Below are 23,250 nucleotides of genomic sequence, written 5' to 3' on the forward strand. Positions count from 1 at the left end.
CGATCTTCTGCAAAGATAGTGAAAGATGGGGGGCGAGCCAAACTTGTCCGGACCGTATTCTGTCTTCTGTAAATGGAGAAAGGAAGCGACGGGCCGGATTTGACTTTGAACTTGTTTCTCCGTTTTCCGGATCCGGTATCATTTGTAAATACTCCTTATATTCTTCGTTTATCGGCCTCTTTTCGGGACCCCTGTTCGTTGTACGGCGGAGTTCGTATGTCCTCGGTTTCCGTTTCGGGTCCGGTCCCGCCTTCCTGTACGGAAAGATGGCGGAAGCCGGAGACGGATCGAAATTTTTTGATTGAGAGAGGCTTGCCCTTTGCTTCGGAGAATTGGGGTGAAAGACCCGGATGAGCTGTCCGGGTGTCGTAGTGGAGCCTGTGTTTTGGTGAGACGGGAGGTCGGCTGGAGGCCGAAAGACTATTTCGCGGAGAGCAGATAGGTTTTATTGTCAGTAAGTTGCGGATTTGTATATAAGTATTATGTTATATGTTTATAAATTCTATAAATAAAAAGAATCGATAAAAGGGCTGAAATGGGCTAAAATGCTGAAAAATCGGGCTGGAACGGCAAAAAATATTGCACTTATATATGGCGGTTCGGAATTTTTGCGTATCTTTGCAGTCCATTTTGGACAATGGAGATTGAAATTCAAACCATTTATTAAAGGACAAAAACAGTAAGAAATGCCTACTATTCAACAGTTAGTGAGAAACGGCCGAGTACGTCTGGAGGACAAGAGCAAGTCCCCCGCACTGGCCGCGTGTCCGCAGCGCCGGGGCGTTTGTACGCGTGTGTACACCACGACCCCGAAGAAGCCGAACTCGGCGATGCGTAAGGTGGCGCGTGTAAGATTGACCAATGGCAAGGAGGTCAACGCCTATATCCCCGGAGAAGGCCACAACTTGCAGGAACACTCCATCGTGCTGGTTCGCGGCGGTCGTGTGAAGGACCTTCCGGGTGTGCGTTATCATCTGGTGCGCGGTGCTCTCGACTCCGCAGGTGTGGACGGACGCCGTCAGCGTCGTTCCAAGTACGGTGCAAAACGCCCCAAGGCAGGTGCAGCGGCTCCCGCTAAAGGCAAGAAGTAATATCAGGACTACGACAAAACATTAATTTAGCCAATAACAATGAGAAAAGCTAAGCCAAAGAAGCGAATTCTACTTCCGGATCCGAAGTTCAGCGATGTCGCAGTAACGCGTTTCGTGAACAACCTTATGCTGGATGGTAAGAAGAGTATTGCCTATACCATTTTTTATGACTCTCTGGAGTTGGTGGGCAAGAAGATGAAGGATGCTGATAAATCTCCGCTGGAAGTCTGGAAACAGGCTCTCGAGAATATCACGCCCCAAGTCGAAGTTAAGTCGAAGCGTATCGGTGGCGCGACATTCCAGGTTCCTATGGAGGTTCGACCGGAGCGCAAGATTTCGATTTCTATGAAAAACCTTGTCCTTTACTCCCGCAAGCGCGCCGGTAAAACGATGGCTGAGAAACTCGCTGCCGAAATCGTGGATGCCTACAACCAGCAGGGTGCCGCTTTCAAGCGTAAGGAGGAGATGCACCGTATGGCCGAGGCCAACAAGGCATTTGCACACTTTAGATTTTAATTAGGAGATTCGACAGATGGCAAGAGATTTAACTTATACTCGCAATATCGGTATCATGGCTCACATCGATGCCGGTAAGACGACCACCTCGGAACGAATTCTTTTCTACACGGGTAAAACGCACAAGATCGGCGAAACGCACGAAGGTGCTGCCGTGATGGACTGGATGGTGCAGGAGCAGGAGCGCGGTATTACGATTACCTCGGCTGCTACGACCGCTTTCTGGCAGTACAAGGGCCACCAGTACCAGATCAACCTGATCGACACCCCGGGACACGTCGATTTTACGGTCGAGGTGGAGCGTTCGCTCCGTGTGCTGGACGGCGCTATCGCCACGTTCTGCGCCGTAGGCGGTGTGGAGCCCCAGTCGGAGACCGTTTGGCGTCAGGCCGACAAATATAATGTGCCGCGTATCGGTTACGTCAATAAGATGGACCGTACGGGTGCCGATTTCCTGGCCGTTTGCTCTCAGATCAAGGAGCACTTCGGCGCTACGGCACTTCCGGTCGTTCTTCCGATCGGTGTCGAGGACAAGTTCGAAGGTTTGATAGACCTTATATATAATAACGCGATTTATTATTTCGACGATAAGACCGTGCGTGATAATTTCGAGGTTCGCGAGATTCCCGAGTCGATGAAGGCCGAGGCTGCCGAATGGCGTGCCAAGCTCATCGAAGAAGTCGCCGCTACGGACGATGCGCTGATGGAGAAATTCTTCGAGGATCCCGATTCGATCACTCCCGACGAACTCCTGGCTGCGATCCGTAAAGCTACGATTTCCATGCAGCTCGTGCCGATGCTTTGCGGCTCGTCGTTCCACAACAAGGGCGTGCAGAAGCTGCTTGACTATGTGATGGCATTCCTGCCGTCGCCGCTCGATGTGCCTGCGGTCAGGGGTATAAATCCCAAGACCGATGCGGAGGAAGTGCGTCATGCCAGCGTAGAGGATCCGTTCTGCGGTCTGGCGTTCAAGATCGCTACCGATCCGTTCGTCGGCCGTCTGTGCTTCGTACGCGTTTATTCGGGTAAGCTCGATGCCGGTTCTTATGTACTTAATTCCCGCAGCGGTAAGCGTGAGCGCATCAGCCGCCTGTACCAGATGCACTCCAACAAGCAGAATCCGTTGGAGGTTGTAGAGGCCGGTGATATCTGCGCAGCCGTAGGTTTCAAGGAGATTCGCACGGGCGATACGCTTTGTGCGGAAGATGCACCCATCGTATTGGAGCAGATGACCTTCCCCGAGCCGGTGATCGGTTTGGCTGTGGAGCCCAAGACGCAGAAAGACCTCGATAAGCTGGGTATTGCCCTGGGCAAGCTGGCCGAGGAGGATCCTACCTTTACCGTACATACCGACGAGGACAGCGGCCAGACCGTGATCAGCGGTATGGGTGAGTTGCACCTCGACATCATCGTGGACCGTCTGCGCCGTGAGTTTGGCGTGGAGATCAACCAGGGTGCTCCGCAGGTGAACTACAAGGAGGCGCTGACCAAGACCGTTCAGCACCGCGAGGTGTTCAAGAAGCAGACGGGCGGTCGCGGTAAGTTCGCCGACATCATTTTCGAAATCGGTCCTGCCGACGAAGGCACGATGGGTCTTACTTTCGTGGATGAAGTCAAGGGCGGTAACATTCCGAAGGAGTTCATTCCCGCCGTACAGAAAGGTTTTGCCGCAGCGATGGCGAACGGTGCATTGGCCGGCTACACGATGGACTCGATGAAGGTTACCCTGAAGGACGGTTCGTTCCACCCGGTCGATTCCGACCAGTTGTCTTTCGAAATCTGCGCCCGTAACGGTTACCGCAACGCCGCTCCCAAGGCCGGTTCGGTCATCAAGGAGCCGATCATGTCCGTCGAGGTGGTGACGCCCGAGGAGAACATGGGCGACATCATCGGCGACCTGAACAAGCGCCGCGGTCAGGTGACGGGTATGGAGTCGAAGGGTAATGCCCGCGTAGTGAAGGCCAAAGTGCCCCTGTCGGAGATGTTCGGTTATGTGACCGTGCTCCGTACGATCTCGTCGGGTCGTGCCACCTCTTCGATGGAGTTCTCGCACTTCGAGGAAGTTCCGGCGAACATTGCCAAGGAGGTGATCGAGAAGGCAAGTGGTAAACGTAAGGAATTAGAATAAGAAAAACATATGAACCAGAAAATTAGAATCAAACTGAAGTCTTTCGACCATAACCTCGTCGATAAGTCGGCCGAGAAGATCGTGAAGACCGTGAAGAGCACGGGAGCCGTAGTCAGCGGTCCGGTGCCCCTTCCGACGCACAAGCAGATTTTCACCGTGAACCGCTCGACCTTCGTCAATAAAAAGGCGCGCGAGCAGTTCCAGCTCTGCACGTTCAAGCGGATCCTCGATATCTATTCATCGACTCCCAAGACCATCGACGCTCTGATGAAACTGGAGCTTCCTTCGGGTGTCGAAGTGGAGATCAAGGTCTGATAGACTGATCGAAACCTGTTTCGGATCGTGCCGCCGCCCGGTGTCGAGCCGGTGCGGCAGCCCTTTCCGGCACGTTTTGCCGCTACGGGATCGCAAATGTTCCCGACAGTTCTAAGAAGATCACTTTATACTTTATATTAACAAACGTAATTTGACAAAAATGTCAGGACTTATTGGAAAGAAAATCGGAATGACTTCCGTTTACAGTGCCGAGGGTAAGAACATACCATGCACTGTCATTGAGGCTGGTCCGTGCGTAGTTACGCAAATCAGAACCGTGGAGAAGGACTCCTACGAAGCGGTTCAGATTGCCTATGACGACAAAAGTGAAAAGCACACCACCGGCAGTTTGTTAGGACACTTCAAGAAAGCCGGCACTACCCCTAAACGCAAGATGGCTGAGTTTAAGGATATGCCTGAAGTGAACCTGGGCGATACGCTGACCGTCGATATGTTCTCGGAAGAGGACTGGGTCGATGTGACGGGGATCTCCAAGGGTAAAGGCTTCCAGGGCGTTGTGAAGCGTCACGGTTTCGGCGGCGTGGGCGGTCAGACTCACGGTCAGCACAACCGTCAGCGCAAGCCGGGTTCGCTCGGTGCATCGTCCTATCCTTCGCGCGTATTCCCGGGCAAACGTCTGCCGGGCCGTATGGGCGGTGAGCAGGTGAAAGTTTTGAACCTGAAAGTTTTGAAAATTATTCCCGAGAACAACCTGATTCTGGTGAAAGGTTCGATTCCGGGGGCAAAGGGTGCTTATTTAACAATTGAGAAATAGTATGGAATTAGCTGTATTAAACACACAAGGAAAAGAGACAGGCCGTAAAGTGGTCCTTTCGGACGCTGTTTTCGGCGTGGAGGCTAATGACCACGCTATCTACCTGGACGTGAAGCAGTATCTTGCCGATCAGCGCCAGGGTACCCATAAATCCAAGCAGCGCAACGAGGTGGCCGGTTCGACCCGCAAGCTCAAGCGTCAGAAAGGTACGGGCGGTGCTCGTTGCGGCAGCATCAAATCGCCTCTGTTCGTAGGCGGCGGCCGCGTGTTCGGTCCCGTTCCCCGCGACTACAGCTTCAAGCTCAACAAGAAGCTCAAGCAGCTGGCTCGCCGCAGCGCTCTTACTTACAAGGCACAGGCAGGTGCGATCTGCGTGGTGGAGCCTATTTCGATGGACGCTCCCAAGACTAAGTCGATCGTAGCGATGGCCGAGGCTCTGAAGGTTGCCGACAAGAAAGTCCTGCTGGTTTTGCCGGATTCGAACGTCAATCTTCAGCTCTCGTGCCGCAACCTCCCCTACGTGAAAGCCATTCTGGCTTCGAACGTCAATACGTACGAAGTGATGAACGCTTCGGCGCTGGTGATGGTAGAGGGTGCCGAGAATATTTTGAATACAATGTTAGCCTAAACACGCGCAAGAAAAATGGAAATTATCATTAAGCCAATACTGACCGAGAAAATGACGATTCAGGGCGAGAAGCTGAACCGTTACGGTTTTATCGTTGACGTTAGAGCTAATAAGCTGCAGATCCGTAACGCCGTAGAGCAGCTTTACAACGTGGTTGTAACGGATGTGAATACGGTGAACTACATGGGCAAACTCAAGAGCCGCTACACCAAGGCGGGTCTTCTGGAAGGCCGTGCTAATAACTTCAAGAAGGCGATCGTCACCTTGAAGGATGGAGACAAGATCGATTTTTACAGTAATATCTAAAAGAGATGGCAGTAAGAAAGTTTAAACCGGTAACACCCGGTACAAGACATAAGATTATCGGCACGTTCGACGAGATCACGACGAACGTACCGGAGAAATCGCTCGTCAGCGTCAAGAAAAGTTCAGGCGGACGTAACAATACGGGTAAGATGACGGTTCGCTACATCGGCGGCGGTCACAAACGTATGTATCGTCATGTGGACTTCAAGCGTGTGAAGGATGGCGTTGCTGCAACTGTGAAAACGATCGAGTACGATCCGAATCGTACGGCACGCATCGCATTGGTTGTGTATGCCGACGGCGAGAAGAGCTATATCCTGGCTCCGAACGGCCTTCAGGTCGGCCAGACCGTCATGAGCGGCGCAGGTGTCGCTCCCGAAGTCGGAAATACGCTCTTCCTGAGCGAGATTCCGCTGGGTACGGTCATCCACAACATCGAACTCTACCCCGGTCAGGGCGCCGCGATGGCTCGTTCGGCCGGTTCCTATGCTCAGCTTTTGGCACGTGAAGGCAAGTTCGCCGTTATCAAATTGCCTTCAGGTGAGACTCGTATGGTACTCGTAACTTGCCGTGCAACTGTCGGCGTTGTGTCCAACGTGGACCACAGCCTCGAGAGTTCGGGTAAGGCAGGTCGTGAGCGTTGGCTCGGCCGTCGTCCCAGAAACCGTGGTGTCGTGATGAACCCGGTGGATCACCCGATGGGTGGTGGCGAAGGTCGTGCGTCGGGTGGTCACCCGCGTTCGCGCAAGGGTCTGTTGGCTAAGGGTTACAAGACTCGTAATCCGAAGAAGACGACCTCGAAGTTTATTATTTCAAGAAAGAAAAAATAATTAAAAGAGTAACATAATGAGCCGTTCACTGAAAAAAGGACCATTCATTGACCCGAAACTCGAGGCGAAAGTAGTCGCTCAAGCCGAGGGCAATAAGAAGGCGGTCATCAAGACCTGGTCGCGAGCAAGTATGATTTCGCCTGACTTCGTTGGTCAGACGATCGCTGTCCACAACGGAAATAAGTTTATTCCCGTTTACGTAACTGAAAACATGGTCGGACACAAACTCGGCGAGTTCGCTCCGACGCGTAACTTCCGTGGTCATGCGGGTAACAAGAAAAAATAGGTAGAAAATGGGTGCAAGAAAAGCAATAAGAGCCGAAAAAATGAAGGCTGAAAAGAAGCAGAAGGCTATCGCCGTTCTGCGGGATTGCCCGACGTCTCCGCGTAAGATGCGTTTGGTGGCCGACATCATCCGCGGTGTGGAGATCAACAAGGCACTGGGTATCCTCCGCTACTCGAAGAAAGAGGCGTCGATCCGTCTGGAGAAGCTCCTCAAGTCGGCCATCGCCAACTGGGAGGCCAAGAACGAGGGAGAACGTCTGGAAGATACCAAACTTTGTGTAAAGGAGATATTTGTTGACGGCGGTCGCATGCTGAAGCGTATTCAGCCCGCGCCTCAAGGTCGTGCACACCGTATCCGCAAGCGTTCGAACCACGTAACGATCGTAGTTGACAAAATGGTAACCGTAGAAAACAAGTAATCAAATGGGACAGAAAGTTAATCCGATAGCAAATCGTCTTGGCATCATCCGCGGTTGGGACTCCAACTGGTTCGGAGGTAAGGATTTCTCAGAGAAATTGGTCGAAGACGCCAAGATCCGCAAGTATCTGAATGTCCGTTTGGCGAAGGCGAGCATCTCGAAGATCATCATCGAGCGCACGCTGAAGCTTGTTACGGTCACGATCGCGACGGCCCGCCCCGGTATCATCATCGGCAAGGGCGGCCAGGAGGTCGATAAACTCAAGGAGGAGTTGAAGAAACTCACCGGTAAGGAGGTCCAGATCAATATCTTCGAAGTGAAGCGTCCGGAGGTTGACGCCGTGATCGTGGGACAGAACATCGCCCGCCAGTTGGAGGGCCGCGTATCGTTCCGCCGCGCCGTGAAAACCGCTATCGCATCGACGATGCGTATGGGCGCCGAAGGTATCAAGGTCCAGGTTTCCGGACGTGTAGGCGGTGCCGAGATGGCCCGCAGCGAAACGATGAAAGAGGGACGTATTCCGCTGCATACATTCCGTGCCGACATCGATTACTGCCTGACCGAGGCGCTTACGAAGGTAGGTATCCTGGGTGTCAAGGTATGGATCTGCCAGGGTACGGTTTACGGCAAGCGCGATCTGTTCGAGATCGCCGGCGCTTCGGCTTCGGCACAGGGCGCGGGCCAGCCTTCGGGCGATCGTCGCGGTCCTCGCGGCGACCGTGGCGACCGTCGTGGTCCCAGAGGCGATCGCGGAGAGCGTCGTGGCGGTGCTCCGAAACGTAATAATAAACAGTAAGTAGGACCTTTTAAAGCAAGAACACCATGTTACAGCCAAAAAAGACCAAATTTAGAAGAATGCAGAAAGGTCGTATGAAGGGTATCGCTCAAAGAGGTAACCAACTTGCATACGGATCGTTCGCAATCAAAGCACTTGATTCCGCTTGGATTACCGGTCGTCAGATCGAGGCTGCGCGTCAGGCTATCACCCGTTATATGAAACGTGAGGGTCAGCTCTGGATCCGCATCTTCCCCGACAAACCGATCACCAAGAAACCGGCCGAGGTGCGTATGGGTAAGGGTAAGGGTAATCCGGAAGGGTTCGTTGCGCCTGTTACGCCCGGTCGTATTCTCTTCGAGGCAGAAGGCGTGCCCCTGGCAGTGGCTCAGGAAGCGCTTCGTCTGGGAGCCCAGAAGCTGCCTATCACTACCAAGTTCATTGTAAGACGAGATTTCGTTGAAACATCAATCTAAGCTATCAAGATGAAAAGTGCAGAAATAAAGGACCTGTCGGTCAAGGAGCTTCAGGAGCGCATCGACGTGGAGAAGGCGCAGCTTTCGAAACTCAAGTTGCAGCACGGAGTTTCGCCGATCGAGAACCCGTCTATAATCAAAAAATCCCGCAGAGACATCGCGCGCATGCTGACAATTCTGCGTCAGAAAAACCCTAAATGTTAATTACCGTTATGGAAAGAAATCTTAGAAAAGAGCGTATTGGGGTGGTTGTCAGCAACAAAATGGAGAAAACCATCGTGGTTGCAGTGGCCCGTAAGGTAAAGCATCCGATCTACGGCAAGTTCGTGAACAAGACGACGAAGTTCGTTGCCGAGTGCCTGGACGAAACCTGCAAGGAAGGCGATACCGTACGTATCATGGAGACCCGCCCGTTGAGCAAGACGAAGCGTTGGAGATTAGTACAAATCATTGAAAGAGCGAAGTAGTTATGATACAACAAGAAAGTAGACTCACAGTAGCTGATAACAGCGGTGCAAAGGAAGTGCTTTGTATCCGTGTGCTTGGCGGCACGAAGCGTCGCTACGCGTCGATCGGCGATAAAATCGTAGTGGCTGTCAAGAGCGCTTCTCCTTCGGGCGATGTCAAGAAGGGTGCTGTATCGAAGGCAGTCGTAGTTAGAACGACCAAGGAGATCAGACGTGCCAACGGATCGTACATCCGTTTCGACGATAACGCCGTGGTGCTTCTGAACAACCAGGGTGAAATGCGCGGTACTCGTATTTTCGGTCCCGTCGCTCGTGAGCTTCGCGATCAGTATATGAAGATCATCTCCCTCGCTCCCGAAGTATTGTAATCTTAAAAACACACATTCAGATATGTCAGTTAAATTACATATTAAGAAAGGGGATATGGTTTACGTCAACGCGGGCGACAGCAAAGGCCAGCAGGGCAAAGTCCTGAAGGTCGATGCCCAGAAGCAGCGTGCCATTGTCGAGGGCGTGAACATCAGCAAGAAGGCTACCAAGCCCAATGCGAAGAATCCTCAGGGTGGTATCATCGAACAGGAGTCGGCGATCCACATTTCGAATCTGCAGGTTCTGGATCCGAAGAGCGGCAAACCCACTCGTATCGGTCGCAAGCAGAATGCGGCAGGTAAATTAGTCCGTTTCGCTAAAAAGTCAGGGGAGGAGATCAAATAATGGCAGCATACGTACCTACACTCAAGACACAGTATAAGGAGCAGATCGTACCTGCCCTTATGAAGGAGTTCGGCTACACGAGCATCATGCAGTGTCCGAAACTCGAGAAGATCGTTATTAACCAGGGTATGGGCCAGGCCGTCGCCGATAAGAAACTTATCGACGTGGCTCAGCAGGAGCTTTCGCTCATCGCAGGTCAGAAGGCCGTGCAGACCAAGTCGAGAAAGGATATCTCGAACTTCAAATTGCGTAAGGGCATGCCCATCGGCGTTCGTGTGACGCTGCGTGCAAGCAAGATGTACGAGTTCCTGGAGCGCCTGATTGCCGTGGCTCTGCCGCGTATCCGCGACTTCAAGGGTATCAACGAGAAGTTCGACGGTCAGGGCAACTACACCCTCGGCATCACCGAGCAGATCATCTTCCCGGAGATCGATATCGACAAGATCACCAAGATCTTCGGTATGGAGATTACGTTCGTTACGACGGCTGCGACTGACGAGGAGGCTTATGCCCTGTTGCGTGAGTTCGGTCTTCCTTTCAAAAATGCTAAAAAGAACAACCAATAAGCTATGGCAAAAGAGTCAATGAAGGCACGCGAAGTGAAGCGTGCGAAACTCGCAAAGCGCTATCAGCACAAACGCGATGAGATCGCTGCCAAGGTGAAGAGCGGTGAAATGGATCACGAGGAGGCATGGATCGCCCTGTCGAAGCTGCCCCGCAACTCGAATCCGATCCGCCAGCACAACCGTTGCAAACTGACGGGTCGTCCGAAGGGATATATTCGTCAGTTCGGCATCAGCCGTATCCAGTTCCGCGAGATGGCGTCGAACGGTCTGATCCCGGGCGTTAAGAAGGCGAGCTGGTAGTGTTCTTGCCTGTCTCGACCGCCGCTGCGGAGGGATTCCCTGTCCGCAGCGACCGGGGATGGAAGCCGTGAGGTTTTCCGGACAGGTAGCAAGAAAGCGTATTCCGCCGGCGGAAGATGCTCCGAAAGGTGCGTCGGAAGCAGGCACACTGAGAGATTCATCTACTGAGGGTGTTATGCCCGTTGTAGTCAGGGGCCGGTACGCCAGATGTGCGTGCGCAGGGTCCCGTTTGAGGACCGATTTTCGGTCTGGGAACTACGAAAGAGGTGAATCCTATACGGGTGCGGAACCCAAGTAGAATTGTCGCAAAGTCGAGGAAAGTGCCACCGTGCAGGTGGTAACTTCTCGGCGGAGGGACTTTCGAACGGTTCGGTACTTGGATGCAAATTTTCAACCGTTGAGTCCTGTGACGAAGACGAGGGGGAGCGATTGGCTGTAAAGCGGTTTTTCGGTCCGTTTCGACGACGTGCGGAGAGGACTTTTCCGGGGGATTTTGAGCAGAATACATGTTGGCTCCAGTGGATGCTGACATGCTCTGTTTTCCGGAAGAGGTCTTAATTCGCTAAAAATTAGGGCTTAATTGTGAATTATTGAGAAATTATTCCTATATTTGCACGCTTTGTACCCGCGTATGTCCGTGAAAAAGTGCCTTTTGCAGGCGTCGGAAATCAGGGCATAAGGGGATGCAAAGAGGGTTGAACGTATTTTGGAAATAATTCAAACGGCTGAAAACCAAAGAGTAACATATTTTTATTAATTTTTAACTTTTAATTCATTATGACAGATCCTATTGCGGACTTTCTGACCCGAATTAGAAACGCAGTGAAAGCCAACCACAAAGTGGTTGAAGCTCCTGGCTCAAAAATTAAGCAGGAAATCACTAAAATTCTCTACGAGCAGGGTTACATCCTGGCTTACAAGTTCGACACCAACGAACAGGGCCACCCGACCATCAAGATCGCGCTCAAGTGGGATGCGGCGACCAAATCCAACGCCATCAAGAATCTGCACCGCGTGAGCCGCCCCGGTCTGCGCCAGTACGCTTCCGTGGAGAAGATGCCCCGTGTGATGAACGGTTTGGGAATCGCCATCCTTTCGACTTCGAAAGGTATTATGACCGATGCCAAGGCTCGTAAAGAGAACGTCGGCGGCGAAGTACTGTGCTATATTTACTAACATCAAATAACAACAACACAAATGTCAAGAATTGGTAGATTACCTGTAAACTTGCCTGCCGGAGTTACCGTTACGGTATCGCCGGATAACGTGGTAAGCGTGAAAGGACCACTTGGGACACTGAGTCAGAAGGTTGATTCAGACATTAAAGTAGAGGTGGGTACGCACACCGACGTTCATACGCAGAAAGAGATTCCTGCCGTGCTGGTGTCGCGTCCGACCAACCAACCCCGTCACCGTTCGCTGCACGGTCTGTACCGCGCCCTGATCAATAATATGGTGATCGGCGTTTCGAAAGGTTATGAAATCAAGCAGGAGCTCGTCGGCGTCGGCTTCAAGGCTGAAGTCAAGGGCAATATCCTGGAAATGAGCCTCGGCTATTCGCACGATACATACCTGATGCTTCCTCCCGAAGTGACCGCTACGGCCGTTACGGAGAAAAAGGGCAACCCGATCGTAACGCTGAAGAGCATCGACAAGCAGCTCGTAGGCCAGGTCGCTGCGAAGCTCCGCTCGCTGCGCAAGCCGGAGCCGTACAAGGGCAAGGGTATCAAGTTCGTAGGTGAACAACTCCGTCGTAAGGCAGGTAAGTCTGCAGGTGCTAAATAATAAACATTGAGTAAATTATGGCATTGACTAAAATAGAAAGAAGAGAGAGGATCAAGATGCGTATCCGCAAAATCGTGAGCGGTACGGCCGAGCATCCCCGTATGACTGTATTCCGTAGCAACAAGCAGATCTACGTGCAGTTTATTGACGACCTGGCCGGCGTGACCCTGGCGACCGCTTCTTCGCTGGACAAGGAAGTAGCTGCCGAGGCTGCGGGCAAGAACAAAATCGACGTGGCAGCCCTGGTCGGAAAACTGGCCGCGAAACGCGCTATCGAGAAGGGTATTTCGACCGTTTCGTTCGATCGCAACGGTTACCTGTATCACGGACGAGTAAAAATGTTAGCAGACGCCGCTCGTGAAGGCGGTCTTAAATTCTAAAGCGATATGGCAAATACCAATATGAAGAAAGTACGCACAAGCGACCTCGAGCTCAAAGACCGGCTCGTAAGCATTCAGCGTGTTACCAAGGTAACGAAGGGCGGTCGCACGTTCAGCTTCTCGGCCATCGTGGTCGTCGGCAACGAGAATGGTGTGGTAGGCTACGGTCTGGGTAAGGCTTCGGAGGTTACTTCGGCTATTGCCAAAGGCGTGGAGGATGCCAAGAAAAACCTGGTGAAGATTCCCGTAATCAACGGTACGATTCCCCACAAGCAGGAGATGCGTTTCGGCGGTTCGCTGGTGATGGTTCGTCCGGCGGCTCCCGGTACCGGTATTATCGCCGGCGGTGCCATGCGTGCCGTGCTGGAGTCGGTAGGCGTGAAGAACGTGCTTGCCAAGAGCAAGGGTTCGTCGAACCCCCACAACCTGGTGAAGGCTACCATCGCCGCTCTCTGCGAGCTGCGCGACGCTCACAGCGTGGCACAGTTGCGCGGTATCTCGATGAATCAGGTGTTTAACGGTTAATTGGAAAGAAGACTATGGCAAGATTGAAAATTACTCAAGTTAAGAGCCGCATCGGCGCCACTGCACAGCAGCGCAAAAATCTCGATGCACTCGGTCTTCGCAAGATCCGTCAGAGCGTCGAGCATGAAGATTCGGTCATCATCAAGGGCATGCTGGAGCGTGTGAAGCACCTCGTAACGATCGAGGAGGTTAAATAATTGAAAATGTTTAAGAACTGATAAACGATGGAACTCAATAATCTCAAACCCGCAAAGGGATCAACGCATCACGATAAACGAATCGGCCGCGGTGCAGGTTCGGGACACGGTGGTACGGCAACGCGCGGTCACAAGGGTGCCCAGTCGCGTTCGGGTTATTCGCGTAAGTTAGGTTTCGAAGGCGGTCAGATGCCGTTGCAGCGTCGCCTGCCGAAGTTCGGCTTCACCAATCTGAAGAGAGTGGAATTCAAGCCGATCAACCTTTCGACGCTCGAAGAACTCGCAGCCAAGAAAAACCTGACGGAGGTGACGATCGACACGCTGGTAGCTGCCGGCTTCATCTCTTCGAACGACAAAGTGAAGATCCTGGGTAACGGTGCGATTACGAAAGCCCTCACGGTGAAGGCTCACGCTTTCTCGAAGAGTGCCGAAGCTGCGATTACGGCAGCCGGAGGCAACGTGGAAAAATTGTAATAACCCGCAAAACCCAATATTATGAATGGTTATGGTTATCTGATTGTTGGTATCGTCGTAGTTGCGATCATCGCGCTGCTGGCGACCAACAAGAAATTCGTAGAAACCCTCAAGAACATATACAAGATCGAGGAACTCCGCAAGCGTATTCTCTATACGCTGGGTCTTCTGCTTGTGTATCGCTTGGGCTGTTTTGTGGTCATTCCGGGCATCAACCCCAACGCCCTGGGCGAGGGGTCGGCGCTTGCCAGTCAGTTGGAGGGCAACGGTCTTCTGGGCCTGTTGAACGTATTCTCCGGCGGTGCATTCGGCAATGCGGCGATTTTTGCACTCGGAGTGATGCCGTACATCACCGCTTCGATCATCATTCAGTTGATGGGCATCATGATTCCTTACTTCCAGAAGATGCAGAAAGAGGGTGAGAGCGGCCGCCGCAAAATGAATCAGTGGACGCGCATGCTGACGATCATCGTCCTGTTGATCCAAGGTCCTGCGTATATTACGAACCTGTACCATCAAGTACCCGAGGCATTCGTTTACGGAAACACGTTCCTTTTCCTTGCGTATGCGACGGTCATCCTGATCGCCGGCACCATGTTCATCATGTGGCTGGGCGAGAAGATCACCGACAAGGGTATCGGTAACGGTATTTCGCTGATTATCATGATCGGTATCGTGGCCCGTCTGCCGCACGCGTTGCTCGCCGAGATCAACGCCCGCTTCCAGACCTCCGACGGTAGCGCCATCATGCTGATCCTCGAACTGGTGTTGCTGTTCCTGGTCTTCATGGCTACGGTTGCCCTGGTACAGGCCGTTCGTAAGATCCCCGTTCAGTATGCGAAGCGTATTGTCGGAAACAAACAGTACGGAGGTGTACGCCAGTACATCCCCCTGAAGATGAATGCTGCGAACGTGATGCCTATCATCTTCGCACAGGCGCTGATGTTTATTCCGATGTTGTTCGCCAATGTTGCGCCCGGTTTTGCTGCGGCATTCTCCGACATGCGCGGCTTCTGGTACAACCTTACGCTCGGCATCCTGGTAGTCGCCTTTACTTATTTCTACACGGCGATTATTATCAATCCTCAAATGATGGCTGACGATATGAAGCGCAACGGCGGCTTCATCCCGGGTGTAAAGCCGGGCAAGGCGACGGTGAACTATATCGATACCATCATGACGAGAATCACTCTTCCCGGTTCCATCTTCCTGGCTCTGGTGGCGATTCTGCCGGCGCTGGCCATGAAGTTCCTGAACATTCAGCAGGCGTTCGCCTATTTCTACGGAGGTACTTCGCTGCTGATTATGGTCGGTGTGATCCTCGACACTCTGAAGCAGATAGAGAGCTACCTGCTGATGCGTCACTATGACGGTCTGATGAAGACAGGACGCATTCAGGGCCGCTACTAATTGTTGTTCAAGAGAGTTCTGAAAGAATGATATACTTAAAAACTGAAGAAGAGATAGAGCTGCTCCGTGAGAACAATCTTCTCGTGAGCCGGACGCTGGCCGAGGTGGGTCGCCACATCGCACCGGGCGTTACGACCAAGGAGTTGGATACTCTCGCCGAGGATTTCATCCGTTCGCACGGAGCAGTTCCTGCTTTTCTCGGATACCAGGGATTCCCCGCTTCGCTGTGTATTTCGATCAACGAAGAGGTGGTGCACGGTATTCCGTCATCCAAGAGAGTTCTCCGTGAGGGAGACATCGTATCGGTGGATTGCGGTACGTTTATGAAGGGGTTTGTTGGTGATTCGGCTTATACGTTCGCCGTGGGAGAAGTTGCCGAGGAAGTACGGCAACTGATGGAAGTCACCAAAGAGGCTCTTCGCAAAGGTACGGCACAGGCCAAGGCTGGAAATCGCGTAGGCGACATTTCCGCGGCTGTGCAGGAGTATGCCGAAAGTTTCGGCTACGGCGTTGTCCGGGAGTTGGAGGGACACGGTCTGGGGCGTAAGATGCACGAGGCCCCGGGTGTTCCGAACTACGGCGCACGCGGCAGAGGACCGCTTCTCAAACAGGGAATGGTCATCTGTATTGAACCCATGATCAACATGGGCACCAAGGCGGTGGTTTTCGAACGGGACGGTTGGACGGTTACGACCCGCGACCGCAAGCCGGCGGCTCACTTCGAGTACGCGGTGGCGGTGGGCAAGGACGGACCGGACGTTCTGACGGATTTCAGTATTATCGAACAGGCAATAAATAAGTAAGACTCTATGGCAAAACAAACTGCGATCGAACGGGACGGTACGATCATCGAGGCGTTGTCCAACGCGATGTTCCGCGTGGAGTTGGATAACGGCCACGTGATCACGGCCCATATCTCCGGCAAGATGCGAATGCACTACATCAAGATTCTTCCCGGGGATAAAGTGAAAGTGGAGATGACGCCTTACGATTTGAGTAAGGGGCGTATCTCGTTTAGGTACAAATAACCATTAGATTGCTTGAAAACCATGAAAGTAAAAGCATCAATCAAAAAGAGAAGCGAGGATTGCAAGATCGTGAAGCGTAAAGGCAAACTTTATGTGATCTGCAAGAAGAATCCCAAGTTTAAAATGCGCCAAGGGTAATGTTTAAACGATTAATTAAAGAAAGAGAAATTTTATGGCACGTATAGTAGGTGTAGATTTACCAAAAAACAAACGCGGCGAGATCGGCCTGACGTATATCTACGGCATCGGTCGCTCGACCGCCCGCAAAATTCTCGACGAGGCCGGTATCAGCTACGACCTCAAGGTTCAGGATTGGTCGGATGAACAGGTCGGCGCAATTCGTTCGAAGATCGCGGATATGGGTATCAAGGTCGAGGGCGAATGCCGTTCGGTCGTACAGCTCAATATCAAACGTCTGATGGATATCGGCTGCTACCGGGGTATCCGCCACCGTCTGGGTCTTCCGGTTCGCGGTCAGAGCACCAAGAACAATGCCCGCACGCGTAAGGGCAAGAAGAAGACCGTCGCAAACAAGAAAAAGGCAACGAAGTAATAATTAGAGAGTTATGGCAAAGAAAACTGGAACAGTCAAGAAGAAGGTTGTTAAGGTCGGTGCCGTGGGTATGGCCTACGTACACTCTACTTTCAACAACGTGATCATCACCATCACCAACGAGGTCGGCGACGTAATCAGCTGGTCTTCGGCAGGTAAGATGGGTTTCCGCGGTTCGAAGAAAAATACTCCCTATGCAGCGCAGACGGCTTCTGCCGATTGTGCGAAGGTTGCTTACGACATGGGTTTGCGTAAGGTGAAAGTTTACGTGAAAGGTCCGGGTGCAGGCCGTGAGTCTGCCGTGCGTACCATCCACGGAGCCGGTCTGGAGGTAATGGAGATCATCGACGTTACTCCGATGCCGCACAACGGTTGCCGTGCTCCTAACCGCCGTCGTGTATAATTCGGCCGGCAGGTGTTACGTAAAAACTATTTTATCTGATTTTAAAAAGTTAATACAATGGGAAGATATATAGGACCTAAATCCAAGATCGCCAGAAAGTTCGGCGAAGCTATTTTCGGTGCGGACAGAGTTCTCGAGAAGCGGAATTTCCCTCCCGGACAGCACGGTCTTGCACGCAAGCGCAAAAAAGTATCGGAGTACGGCCAGCAGCTCAGCGAGAAGCAGAAGGCGAAGGCTACGTACGGTCTTCTGGAGAAACAGTTCTCCCGTACGTACGAGCAGGCTGCCCGTATGGGCGGTATCACGGGTGAGAACCTGCTGAAGCTGCTCGAATGCCGTCTGGACAATGTGGTATATCGTCTGGGCATCGCTCCGACGCGCGCCGCTGCCCGCCAGTTGGTGTCGCACTGCCACATCTGCGTAAACGGCAACGTGGTGAATATTCCGTCCTACTCGCTCAAAGTGGGCGACATCGTGTCGGTACGTGAAAAGTCGAAAAGTTTGGAAGTCATTGTCGGATCTCTGGCCGGCGGTTCGAAGAGCCGCTACGCTTGGCTCGAGTGGGACGGTGCGGCTATGGCCGGCAAGTTCCTGCAGCGTCCCGAGCGCGAGGAGATTCCCGAAAACATCAAGGAGCAGCTTATCGTCGAGTTGTATTCCAAGTAGTAATTAAACAACCAATTCAATATTATGGCAATATTAGCATTTCAGAAACCTGAAAAGGTTATCATGCTCGAATCCACTTCGTCGTTCGGAAAGTTCGAATTCCGACCGCTGGAGCCTGGGTTTGGTATGACCGTCGGTAACGCTTTGCGCCGTATCCTGCTCTCCTCGCTGGAGGGGTATGCGATTACGACCGTCAAGGTTGCCGGCGTGGACCATGAGTTTGCCGCTATCCCTGGAGTGATGGAAGGTATGATCGACATCATCCTGAATCTCAAGCAAGTTCGTTTTATCCGCACGGTTGACAACCAGGATGCCGAGAAGGTATCGGTCAATGTGGCGGGTGTAACGGAGCTGACGGCAGGATATATTTCGAACTACCTCTCGTTCTTCAAGGTATTGAATCCCGAATTGGTTATCTGTCATCTGGCACCCGGTACTAAAATGCAACTCACGCTCACCATCGGCAAAGGACGCGGTTACGTGCCTGCCGAGGAGAATACTCCCGCCGATTGTGAGTTCGGTACGCTTCCGATCGACTCGATTTTCACGCCCATCAAGAACGTGAAATATTCGATCGAGAACTACCGTGTCGAACAGAAAACCGACTACGAGAAGTTGAATTTGGAGATTACTACCGACGGATCAATTCACCCGACGGATGCTTTGAAGGAAGCAGCCAAGATTCTCATCCAACATTTCATGCTCTTCTCCGACGAGAAGATCACCGTGAATATGGAGGATACGAACGGTGCGGAGGAGTTCGACGAGGATATCCTGCACATGCGCCAACTCCTCAAGACGAAACTTTCGGATCAGGATCTGAGCGTTCGTGCTTTGAACTGTCTGAAAGCCGCCGATGTGGATACGGTGGGTGACCTGGTGAAACTCAATCGCAACGATCTGCTCAAATTCCGCAACTTCGGTAAGAAGTCGCTGACGGAGCTCGACGAGCTGCTCGCGTCGCTCAATCTGAAGTTCGGCATGGATGTATCTATCTACAAACTTGATAAAGACTAACTTAAATGAGACACAATAAGAATTTCAATCACCTGGGCAGACAGGCCGGCCATCGCAAGGCTATGTTGTCGAATATGGCGTCGTCGCTGATTCTGCACAAGCGTATCGAGACCACCGTTGCCAAGGCGAAGGCTGTGAAGCAGTTCGTGGAGCCGCTGGTGACCAAGTCGAAAGAGGACACGACCCATTCGCGTCGTATCGTATTCTCGTATCTGAAGCAGAAGGAGGCCGTGACGGAGTTGTTCCGCACGATCGCTCCGAAAATCGCCGATCGTCCGGGCGGTTACACCCGCATCCTGAAGACCGGATTCCGGTTGGGCGATGCCGCCGATATGTGCATCATCGAATTTGTCGATTTCAACGAGGCTTACACGTTGGGTATTCTTCCGACGGCTGCCGAGGCGAAACCCAAGACCCGTCGCTCGCGCGGTAAGAAGGCTGCCGATGCTGCTGCCGAAGCAGCTCCGGCCACTGAAGGCGGCGAGGAGAAGAAAGCTGCGAAACCGGCTGCCAAGAAAGCTGCGGCTGCGAAGCCGGCTGCTTCCAAGGCTGCGGCCGGTGCGAAGAAAGTCGCTGCTCCGAAGGTTGCCAAGAAGACCAACGTGGGCAAGAAGATGTAATTCCGAATAACGTTGGAAGAAAAAGGACGGTGTTTCGACATCGTCCTTTTTCTATGGTGCCGTCGGACCTGAATTCATTTTTTCGTTTCGGATCATTCGGAAAAATCGAAGCGGCATAGATCTCTTTTCAGGCCGATTTCGACGCGCCTTTCCATATCTTTTTTTCGTTGTGATGGCTCCTTGTTCCCGGTTTCGTTTCACGCCCGGTTCGTATCTGTTTTTCGGATGCATGGCGCTTTTGGCCGCTGAAACTGATTCCGTTGCTTGGTATTCCCAGGACTGTCGTTATTTTGGTTCGTAACGGTTTCACAACTTTAACCCGATCGAAATCGCTATAGTTTTTTCATTTATTCGGTTGTCATTCTGGTTTGCACGGAATTTTGTGCAAGGGAATTTAATAATCTATACCGTGTCGGTGCCAATGCGATTCTTGTACGGACCGTTCGGCGGGCGGAGGGTAAATCTGGGGTAAAGGTGATACCGGTTCTGTCGGCGTTCACTGCATCGGTAATGGTAGGACTCGACTCCAGGTTACTCCTTCATTACGTGGTGTTGCGAGGGTTTCGTTTTAGGAGTTACTGTCGATGAGACGTATCGTATTGCTTGTTACAGCCGGTTGGACAGACGATTTTCTATAAAAGAGGGATAGCGGACCGCATCGGGAGGAGGTGAAGACTTGCGGGCGCGGAAGCTCTTTGTTCAGTTTTTTGTGGATGAATGGACAGATCGAGGATGAAAAAGCTGCGGATGAAATATTTCATCCGCAGCTTTCGTTAAAATTTAGTAACAAAAAGTTACGCTGTTAGATAATTTTGTCCAGCTCGTTGAGCGTACTGCGGATTTCGTTGTCCGAAATTTCATAATCCCGAAGTTTTCCGGCGAAATACTGCTCGTATGCGTATAGGTCGATCTGTCCGTGCCCCGAGAGGTTGAAGAGGATCGTTTTGGAAACGCCTTCCTCCTTCGCCCGTTTCGCTTCGCGGATCGCCTGTGCGATGGCGTGAGCCGATTCCGGAGCCGGGATGATACCTTCCGTACGGGCGAAGAGAACGCCTGCGGCCAGAGTTTCCGTCTGCGGCACGGACTGGGCTTCGATGACCTTGTCTTTCAGCAGTTGGCTCACGATCGAACCGGCTCCGTGATAGCGCAGACCTCCGGCGTGAATGTCCGACGGGTGGAAGTTGTGTCCCAGCGTATACATCGGGAGCAGCGGAGTGAAGCCTGCCACGTCGCCGAAGTCGTACTGGAACTCACCGCGCGTCAGCTTGGGACACGATTGGGGTTCGACGGCGATTACGCGGGTATTTTTACCTTTGGTCAGGTTATCGCGCAGGAACGAGAAGCTGATGCCGGCGAAGTTGCTGCCTCCTCCGAAGCAACCGATCACCACGTCCGGGTACTCCCCGAACAGCTCCATCTGTTTCACGGCCTCCTCGCCGATGATCGTCTGGTGCAACAGTACGTGGTTCAAAACAGAACCCAAACAGTAACGGGTATCCTGAGGATTTTGCAGCGCCATTTCTACGGCTTCGGAGATCGCCATGCCCAGACTGCCCGAATCGTTGGGGTTCTTTGCAAGGGCGGCCCGTCCGGCGGCTGTAATTTCGCTCGGCGAGGCATACACGTCTGCGCCCCAGGTGTTCATCATCAGCTTGCGGTAGGGTTTCTGGTTGAAGCTCACCTTGACCATGAAGACTTTCAGGTCGATGCCGAAGTGCTGCGTAGCCATTGACATCGCGGCTCCCCACTGTCCTGCTCCGGTTTCGGTGGTCAGATGGCGGATTCCCTGCTTGTAGTTGTAGTAAGCCTGCGGAATCGCGGTGTTGGTCTTGTGCGAGCCGACGGGCGATACGCTCTCGTTCTTAAAGTAGATCTTGGCCGGGGTGTCGAGAGCCTTTTCCAGGCCGTAGGCACGTACCAGCGGGGTAGAGCGGTAGATCTTGTATAGATCCTGCACCTCTTCCGGAATGTCGATGTAGCGTTCGGTGGACATCTCCTGTTTCATCAGCTCCTCGGCGAAGAGGGCGCTCATCTGTTCGAGCGTCACCGGCTCTTTGGTCGCCGGGTTCAGCGGCGGCAGCGGTCGGTTCTTCATGTCGCTGACGATGTTATACCATTGGGTCGGCATCTGGGATTCGGGTAGGATAATTTTTTTCGTTTTCATAATCGTTTGTTTTTATTATGATTGTAATTTTCAGTGTTGCGTGGAAGTTACGAAAAAAGCGTTGTCTGCTCGGCAAACAACGCTTTTGATATTTTTGACTGTATGGATCGGATTTTCTCGGCTTATTTCATACAAATACCAATGGACTCATTGTTTACCTTAAACAAAGAGTGCCACCACCAGTTCTGCGTCGAAAATCTTGTCATTTCTACTGTTCTTTGGATGCAAATGTACGCGTTTTTTTCACAATGCAACTTTTTTTTGATTTTTTTTCAGCGAGAGATTTCGGATAAAATAAAAACAGACCGGATATTATCCGGTCTGTCAATACTTTAAGACACAAAATTATTTTTGCGGAAAACCTTTGCCGATAGCCAGGAAATCGGCGGCCTTCAGCGCCGCTCCTCCGATCAGGCCGCCGTCCACGTCCTCTTTGGCGAAGAGTTCCGGGGCGTTCGACGGTTTGCAGGAACCTCCGTAGAGGATAGGAGTTTCATCGGCCGCCGCACCGAATTTCTCGCGCAGGATCGTGCGGATGTAGGCGTGGATTTCCTGTGCCTGCTCTGCCGTCGCGGTCTTGCCCGTGCCGATGGCCCAGACGGGCTCGTAGGCGATTACGGTTCGGGCGAACTGGGCCGGCGTGAGGTTGTAGATAACCTCTTCGATCTGTGTCTTTACTACGTCGAAGTGGCGGTCCGCTTCGCGTTCCTCGAGGTTCTCGCCCACGCAGTAGATCGGTTGCAGACCGTTGGCGAATGCCTGCGCCATCTTTTTGTTGAGCGTCGCCGAGGTTTCGCCGTAGTACTGGCGGCGTTCCGAGTGACCCAGGATGACGTAACGGCAGCCCAAGGCTGCGAGCATCGCGGCAGATACTTCGCCCGTATAGGCGCCTTTGTCTTCGGCCGCGCAGTTCTGGGCGCCGACTTCGATGTCCGAACCCCGAAGTGCCTCGATGACTCCGCCGAGGTGGGTGAAGGGCGGACATACGATGAAATTCACGCAGGAACAAACCTGGTTTCTGTCGGCCCGGATGTTTTCGGCCAATTCGACGCCTTCGGCGGGAAGTGTATTCATCTTCCAGTTGCCGGCAACGATTTTCTTTCTCATATTTTTGTTTTTAAGATAGATTAGACGATAGATGCAGGCGAGAACCGCTCCGGTCGCAGCAGCGGCCAGAAATCGCTGGTCCACGGGAACGACGTCGTCGGAGAGGCTGGCCAGCGTCGGGATGGCGACCAGCACGGGAAGTGCATAGTTCCAAAAGAGGAACCAGGGGCGCTGCCGTTGCCGCAACCGATGCCACACCTGCTGCCCGAGGCGGAGCCAGATCGTACCCAGCGCCAACGTGCAAAGTGTGCGGAATACCCAGCCAGGTACGATGTCGCCGAGCCGGAGTCCCGCAGCGAGTACGCTTGCGGCGCAGATGCCTGCGAGCCA

Annotated in this window: 35 protein-coding genes; 33 read left to right on the forward strand and 2 right to left on the reverse strand. The window is 52.7% G+C overall.

Annotation, left to right across the window (positions count from 1 at the left end):
• Positions 1–686 precede the first annotated feature (686 nt).
• The 33 genes from rpsL (at position 687) to rplQ (ending at position 19,649) form a co-directional block, all read left to right on the forward strand.
• Positions 687–1,091 carry a 30S ribosomal protein S12 gene (rpsL, locus tag ALIPUT_RS08420; protein ID WP_004329460.1) on the forward strand — a complete coding sequence of 135 codons (405 nt, stop codon included), beginning with the start codon at positions 687–689 and terminating at the stop codon, positions 1,089–1,091.
• A 39-nt stretch (positions 1,092–1,130) separates the two neighbouring features.
• Positions 1,131–1,607: a 30S ribosomal protein S7 gene (gene rpsG / locus ALIPUT_RS08425; protein WP_004329461.1), complete on the forward strand. Its 477-nt coding sequence runs from the start codon at positions 1,131–1,133 to the stop codon at positions 1,605–1,607.
• A 16-nt stretch (positions 1,608–1,623) separates the two neighbouring features.
• Positions 1,624–3,735, forward strand: a complete 2,112-nt coding sequence (fusA, locus tag ALIPUT_RS08430; protein ID WP_004329462.1) for an elongation factor G — start codon at positions 1,624–1,626, stop codon at positions 3,733–3,735.
• A gap of 9 nt (positions 3,736–3,744) precedes the next feature.
• On the forward strand, positions 3,745–4,050 hold the full coding sequence (gene rpsJ, locus ALIPUT_RS08435) for a 30S ribosomal protein S10 (RefSeq protein WP_004329464.1): 306 nt from the start codon (positions 3,745–3,747) through the stop codon (positions 4,048–4,050).
• A gap of 160 nt (positions 4,051–4,210) precedes the next feature.
• Positions 4,211–4,825, forward strand: a complete 615-nt coding sequence (rplC, locus tag ALIPUT_RS08440; RefSeq protein ID WP_004329466.1) for a 50S ribosomal protein L3 — start codon at positions 4,211–4,213, stop codon at positions 4,823–4,825.
• 1 nt (position 4,826) lies between these two features.
• Positions 4,827–5,453, forward strand: a complete 627-nt coding sequence (rplD, locus tag ALIPUT_RS08445) for a 50S ribosomal protein L4 (protein ID WP_004329467.1) — start codon at positions 4,827–4,829, stop codon at positions 5,451–5,453.
• A 15-nt stretch (positions 5,454–5,468) separates the two neighbouring features.
• Positions 5,469–5,759: a 50S ribosomal protein L23 gene (rplW, locus tag ALIPUT_RS08450; protein ID WP_004329468.1), complete on the forward strand. Its 291-nt coding sequence runs from the start codon at positions 5,469–5,471 to the stop codon at positions 5,757–5,759.
• 5 nt (positions 5,760–5,764) lie between these two features.
• The gene (gene rplB, locus ALIPUT_RS08455; RefSeq protein ID WP_004329469.1) at positions 5,765–6,589 is read left to right on the forward strand and encodes a 50S ribosomal protein L2; all 825 of its coding nucleotides are present in this window, start codon (positions 5,765–5,767) and stop codon (positions 6,587–6,589) included.
• 16 nt (positions 6,590–6,605) lie between these two features.
• Positions 6,606–6,875, forward strand: a complete 270-nt coding sequence (gene rpsS, locus ALIPUT_RS08460; protein ID WP_004329470.1) for a 30S ribosomal protein S19 — start codon at positions 6,606–6,608, stop codon at positions 6,873–6,875.
• A 7-nt stretch (positions 6,876–6,882) separates the two neighbouring features.
• Positions 6,883–7,293: a 50S ribosomal protein L22 gene (gene rplV / locus ALIPUT_RS08465; protein WP_004329471.1), complete on the forward strand. Its 411-nt coding sequence runs from the start codon at positions 6,883–6,885 to the stop codon at positions 7,291–7,293.
• A 4-nt stretch (positions 7,294–7,297) separates the two neighbouring features.
• Positions 7,298–8,089: a 30S ribosomal protein S3 gene (rpsC, locus tag ALIPUT_RS08470; protein ID WP_004329472.1), complete on the forward strand. Its 792-nt coding sequence runs from the start codon at positions 7,298–7,300 to the stop codon at positions 8,087–8,089.
• Positions 8,090–8,115: 26 nt separating this feature from the next.
• Positions 8,116–8,544, forward strand: coding sequence for a 50S ribosomal protein L16 (gene rplP, locus ALIPUT_RS08475; RefSeq protein WP_004329473.1), 429 nt, complete (start codon positions 8,116–8,118; stop codon positions 8,542–8,544).
• 9 nt (positions 8,545–8,553) lie between these two features.
• Entirely contained in the window at positions 8,554–8,748 is a 195-nt protein-coding gene (rpmC, locus tag ALIPUT_RS08480; protein ID WP_004329474.1) for a 50S ribosomal protein L29, read from the forward strand.
• 8 nt (positions 8,749–8,756) lie between these two features.
• On the forward strand, positions 8,757–9,011 hold the full coding sequence (rpsQ, locus tag ALIPUT_RS08485; RefSeq protein ID WP_022459906.1) for a 30S ribosomal protein S17: 255 nt from the start codon (positions 8,757–8,759) through the stop codon (positions 9,009–9,011).
• A gap of 2 nt (positions 9,012–9,013) precedes the next feature.
• Positions 9,014–9,379: a 50S ribosomal protein L14 gene (gene rplN, locus ALIPUT_RS08490; protein ID WP_004329476.1), complete on the forward strand. Its 366-nt coding sequence runs from the start codon at positions 9,014–9,016 to the stop codon at positions 9,377–9,379.
• 22 nt (positions 9,380–9,401) lie between these two features.
• Complete coding sequence (rplX, locus tag ALIPUT_RS08495) at positions 9,402–9,725, forward strand: 50S ribosomal protein L24 (protein ID WP_004329477.1); 324 nt, start codon at positions 9,402–9,404, stop codon at positions 9,723–9,725.
• Positions 9,725–10,291: a 50S ribosomal protein L5 gene (gene rplE / locus ALIPUT_RS08500; protein WP_004329478.1), complete on the forward strand. Its 567-nt coding sequence runs from the start codon at positions 9,725–9,727 to the stop codon at positions 10,289–10,291. Before rplX ends, rplE begins: the two co-directional genes overlap by 1 nt.
• A gap of 3 nt (positions 10,292–10,294) precedes the next feature.
• Complete coding sequence (rpsN, locus tag ALIPUT_RS08505) at positions 10,295–10,591, forward strand: 30S ribosomal protein S14 (protein WP_004329479.1); 297 nt, start codon at positions 10,295–10,297, stop codon at positions 10,589–10,591.
• Positions 10,592–11,368: 777 nt separating this feature from the next.
• On the forward strand, positions 11,369–11,767 hold the full coding sequence (gene rpsH, locus ALIPUT_RS08510) for a 30S ribosomal protein S8 (protein ID WP_004329481.1): 399 nt from the start codon (positions 11,369–11,371) through the stop codon (positions 11,765–11,767).
• A 21-nt stretch (positions 11,768–11,788) separates the two neighbouring features.
• Complete coding sequence (gene rplF / locus ALIPUT_RS08515) at positions 11,789–12,376, forward strand: 50S ribosomal protein L6 (RefSeq protein ID WP_004329482.1); 588 nt, start codon at positions 11,789–11,791, stop codon at positions 12,374–12,376.
• A 17-nt stretch (positions 12,377–12,393) separates the two neighbouring features.
• Positions 12,394–12,756, forward strand: coding sequence for a 50S ribosomal protein L18 (gene rplR / locus ALIPUT_RS08520; protein ID WP_004329483.1), 363 nt, complete (start codon positions 12,394–12,396; stop codon positions 12,754–12,756).
• A gap of 6 nt (positions 12,757–12,762) precedes the next feature.
• A complete protein-coding gene (gene rpsE, locus ALIPUT_RS08525) occupies positions 12,763–13,281 on the forward strand; it encodes a 30S ribosomal protein S5 (protein ID WP_004329484.1) in 519 nt (172 codons plus the stop codon).
• A 14-nt stretch (positions 13,282–13,295) separates the two neighbouring features.
• Positions 13,296–13,478, forward strand: coding sequence for a 50S ribosomal protein L30 (gene rpmD, locus ALIPUT_RS08530; protein WP_004329485.1), 183 nt, complete (start codon positions 13,296–13,298; stop codon positions 13,476–13,478).
• A gap of 27 nt (positions 13,479–13,505) precedes the next feature.
• Positions 13,506–13,952, forward strand: a complete 447-nt coding sequence (gene rplO, locus ALIPUT_RS08535) for a 50S ribosomal protein L15 (protein ID WP_004329486.1) — start codon at positions 13,506–13,508, stop codon at positions 13,950–13,952.
• 21 nt (positions 13,953–13,973) lie between these two features.
• Positions 13,974–15,362, forward strand: a complete 1,389-nt coding sequence (secY, locus tag ALIPUT_RS08540) for a preprotein translocase subunit SecY (protein WP_004329487.1) — start codon at positions 13,974–13,976, stop codon at positions 15,360–15,362.
• Between the two features lie 26 nt (positions 15,363–15,388).
• Positions 15,389–16,165 carry a type I methionyl aminopeptidase gene (gene map, locus ALIPUT_RS08545; protein ID WP_004329488.1) on the forward strand — a complete coding sequence of 259 codons (777 nt, stop codon included), beginning with the start codon at positions 15,389–15,391 and terminating at the stop codon, positions 16,163–16,165.
• A gap of 6 nt (positions 16,166–16,171) precedes the next feature.
• Positions 16,172–16,390: a translation initiation factor IF-1 gene (infA, locus tag ALIPUT_RS08550; RefSeq protein WP_004329489.1), complete on the forward strand. Its 219-nt coding sequence runs from the start codon at positions 16,172–16,174 to the stop codon at positions 16,388–16,390.
• Between the two features lie 21 nt (positions 16,391–16,411).
• Positions 16,412–16,528 (forward strand): type B 50S ribosomal protein L36, encoded by a 117-nt coding sequence (gene ykgO, locus ALIPUT_RS08555; protein WP_010262443.1) that lies wholly within the window; start codon positions 16,412–16,414, stop codon positions 16,526–16,528.
• Positions 16,529–16,562: 34 nt separating this feature from the next.
• A complete protein-coding gene (rpsM, locus tag ALIPUT_RS08560; protein WP_004329490.1) occupies positions 16,563–16,943 on the forward strand; it encodes a 30S ribosomal protein S13 in 381 nt (126 codons plus the stop codon).
• A 13-nt stretch (positions 16,944–16,956) separates the two neighbouring features.
• Entirely contained in the window at positions 16,957–17,346 is a 390-nt protein-coding gene (gene rpsK / locus ALIPUT_RS08565; RefSeq protein WP_004329491.1) for a 30S ribosomal protein S11, read from the forward strand.
• 57 nt (positions 17,347–17,403) lie between these two features.
• Positions 17,404–18,012: a 30S ribosomal protein S4 gene (gene rpsD / locus ALIPUT_RS08570; protein WP_004329492.1), complete on the forward strand. Its 609-nt coding sequence runs from the start codon at positions 17,404–17,406 to the stop codon at positions 18,010–18,012.
• 24 nt (positions 18,013–18,036) lie between these two features.
• Positions 18,037–19,029, forward strand: coding sequence for a DNA-directed RNA polymerase subunit alpha (locus ALIPUT_RS08575; protein ID WP_004329493.1), 993 nt, complete (start codon positions 18,037–18,039; stop codon positions 19,027–19,029).
• A gap of 5 nt (positions 19,030–19,034) precedes the next feature.
• A complete protein-coding gene (gene rplQ, locus ALIPUT_RS08580) occupies positions 19,035–19,649 on the forward strand; it encodes a 50S ribosomal protein L17 (protein WP_004329494.1) in 615 nt (204 codons plus the stop codon).
• An 802-nt stretch (positions 19,650–20,451) separates the two neighbouring features.
• Here rplQ and ALIPUT_RS08585 read toward each other — a convergent pair.
• Together ALIPUT_RS08585 and tpiA are read right to left on the reverse strand one after the other, a co-directional pair.
• Entirely contained in the window at positions 20,452–21,813 is a 1,362-nt protein-coding gene (locus ALIPUT_RS08585) for a TrpB-like pyridoxal phosphate-dependent enzyme (RefSeq protein ID WP_004329495.1), read from the reverse strand.
• A gap of 345 nt (positions 21,814–22,158) precedes the next feature.
• Positions 22,159–22,920 (reverse strand): triose-phosphate isomerase, encoded by a 762-nt coding sequence (tpiA, locus tag ALIPUT_RS08595; RefSeq protein ID WP_040293727.1) that lies wholly within the window; start codon positions 22,918–22,920, stop codon positions 22,159–22,161.
• Between the last annotated feature and the right edge of the window lie 330 nt (positions 22,921–23,250).

Origin of the sequence: Alistipes putredinis DSM 17216 (assembly GCF_000154465.1) — a bacterium.
GTDB lineage: Bacteria > Bacteroidota > Bacteroidia > Bacteroidales > Rikenellaceae > Alistipes > Alistipes putredinis.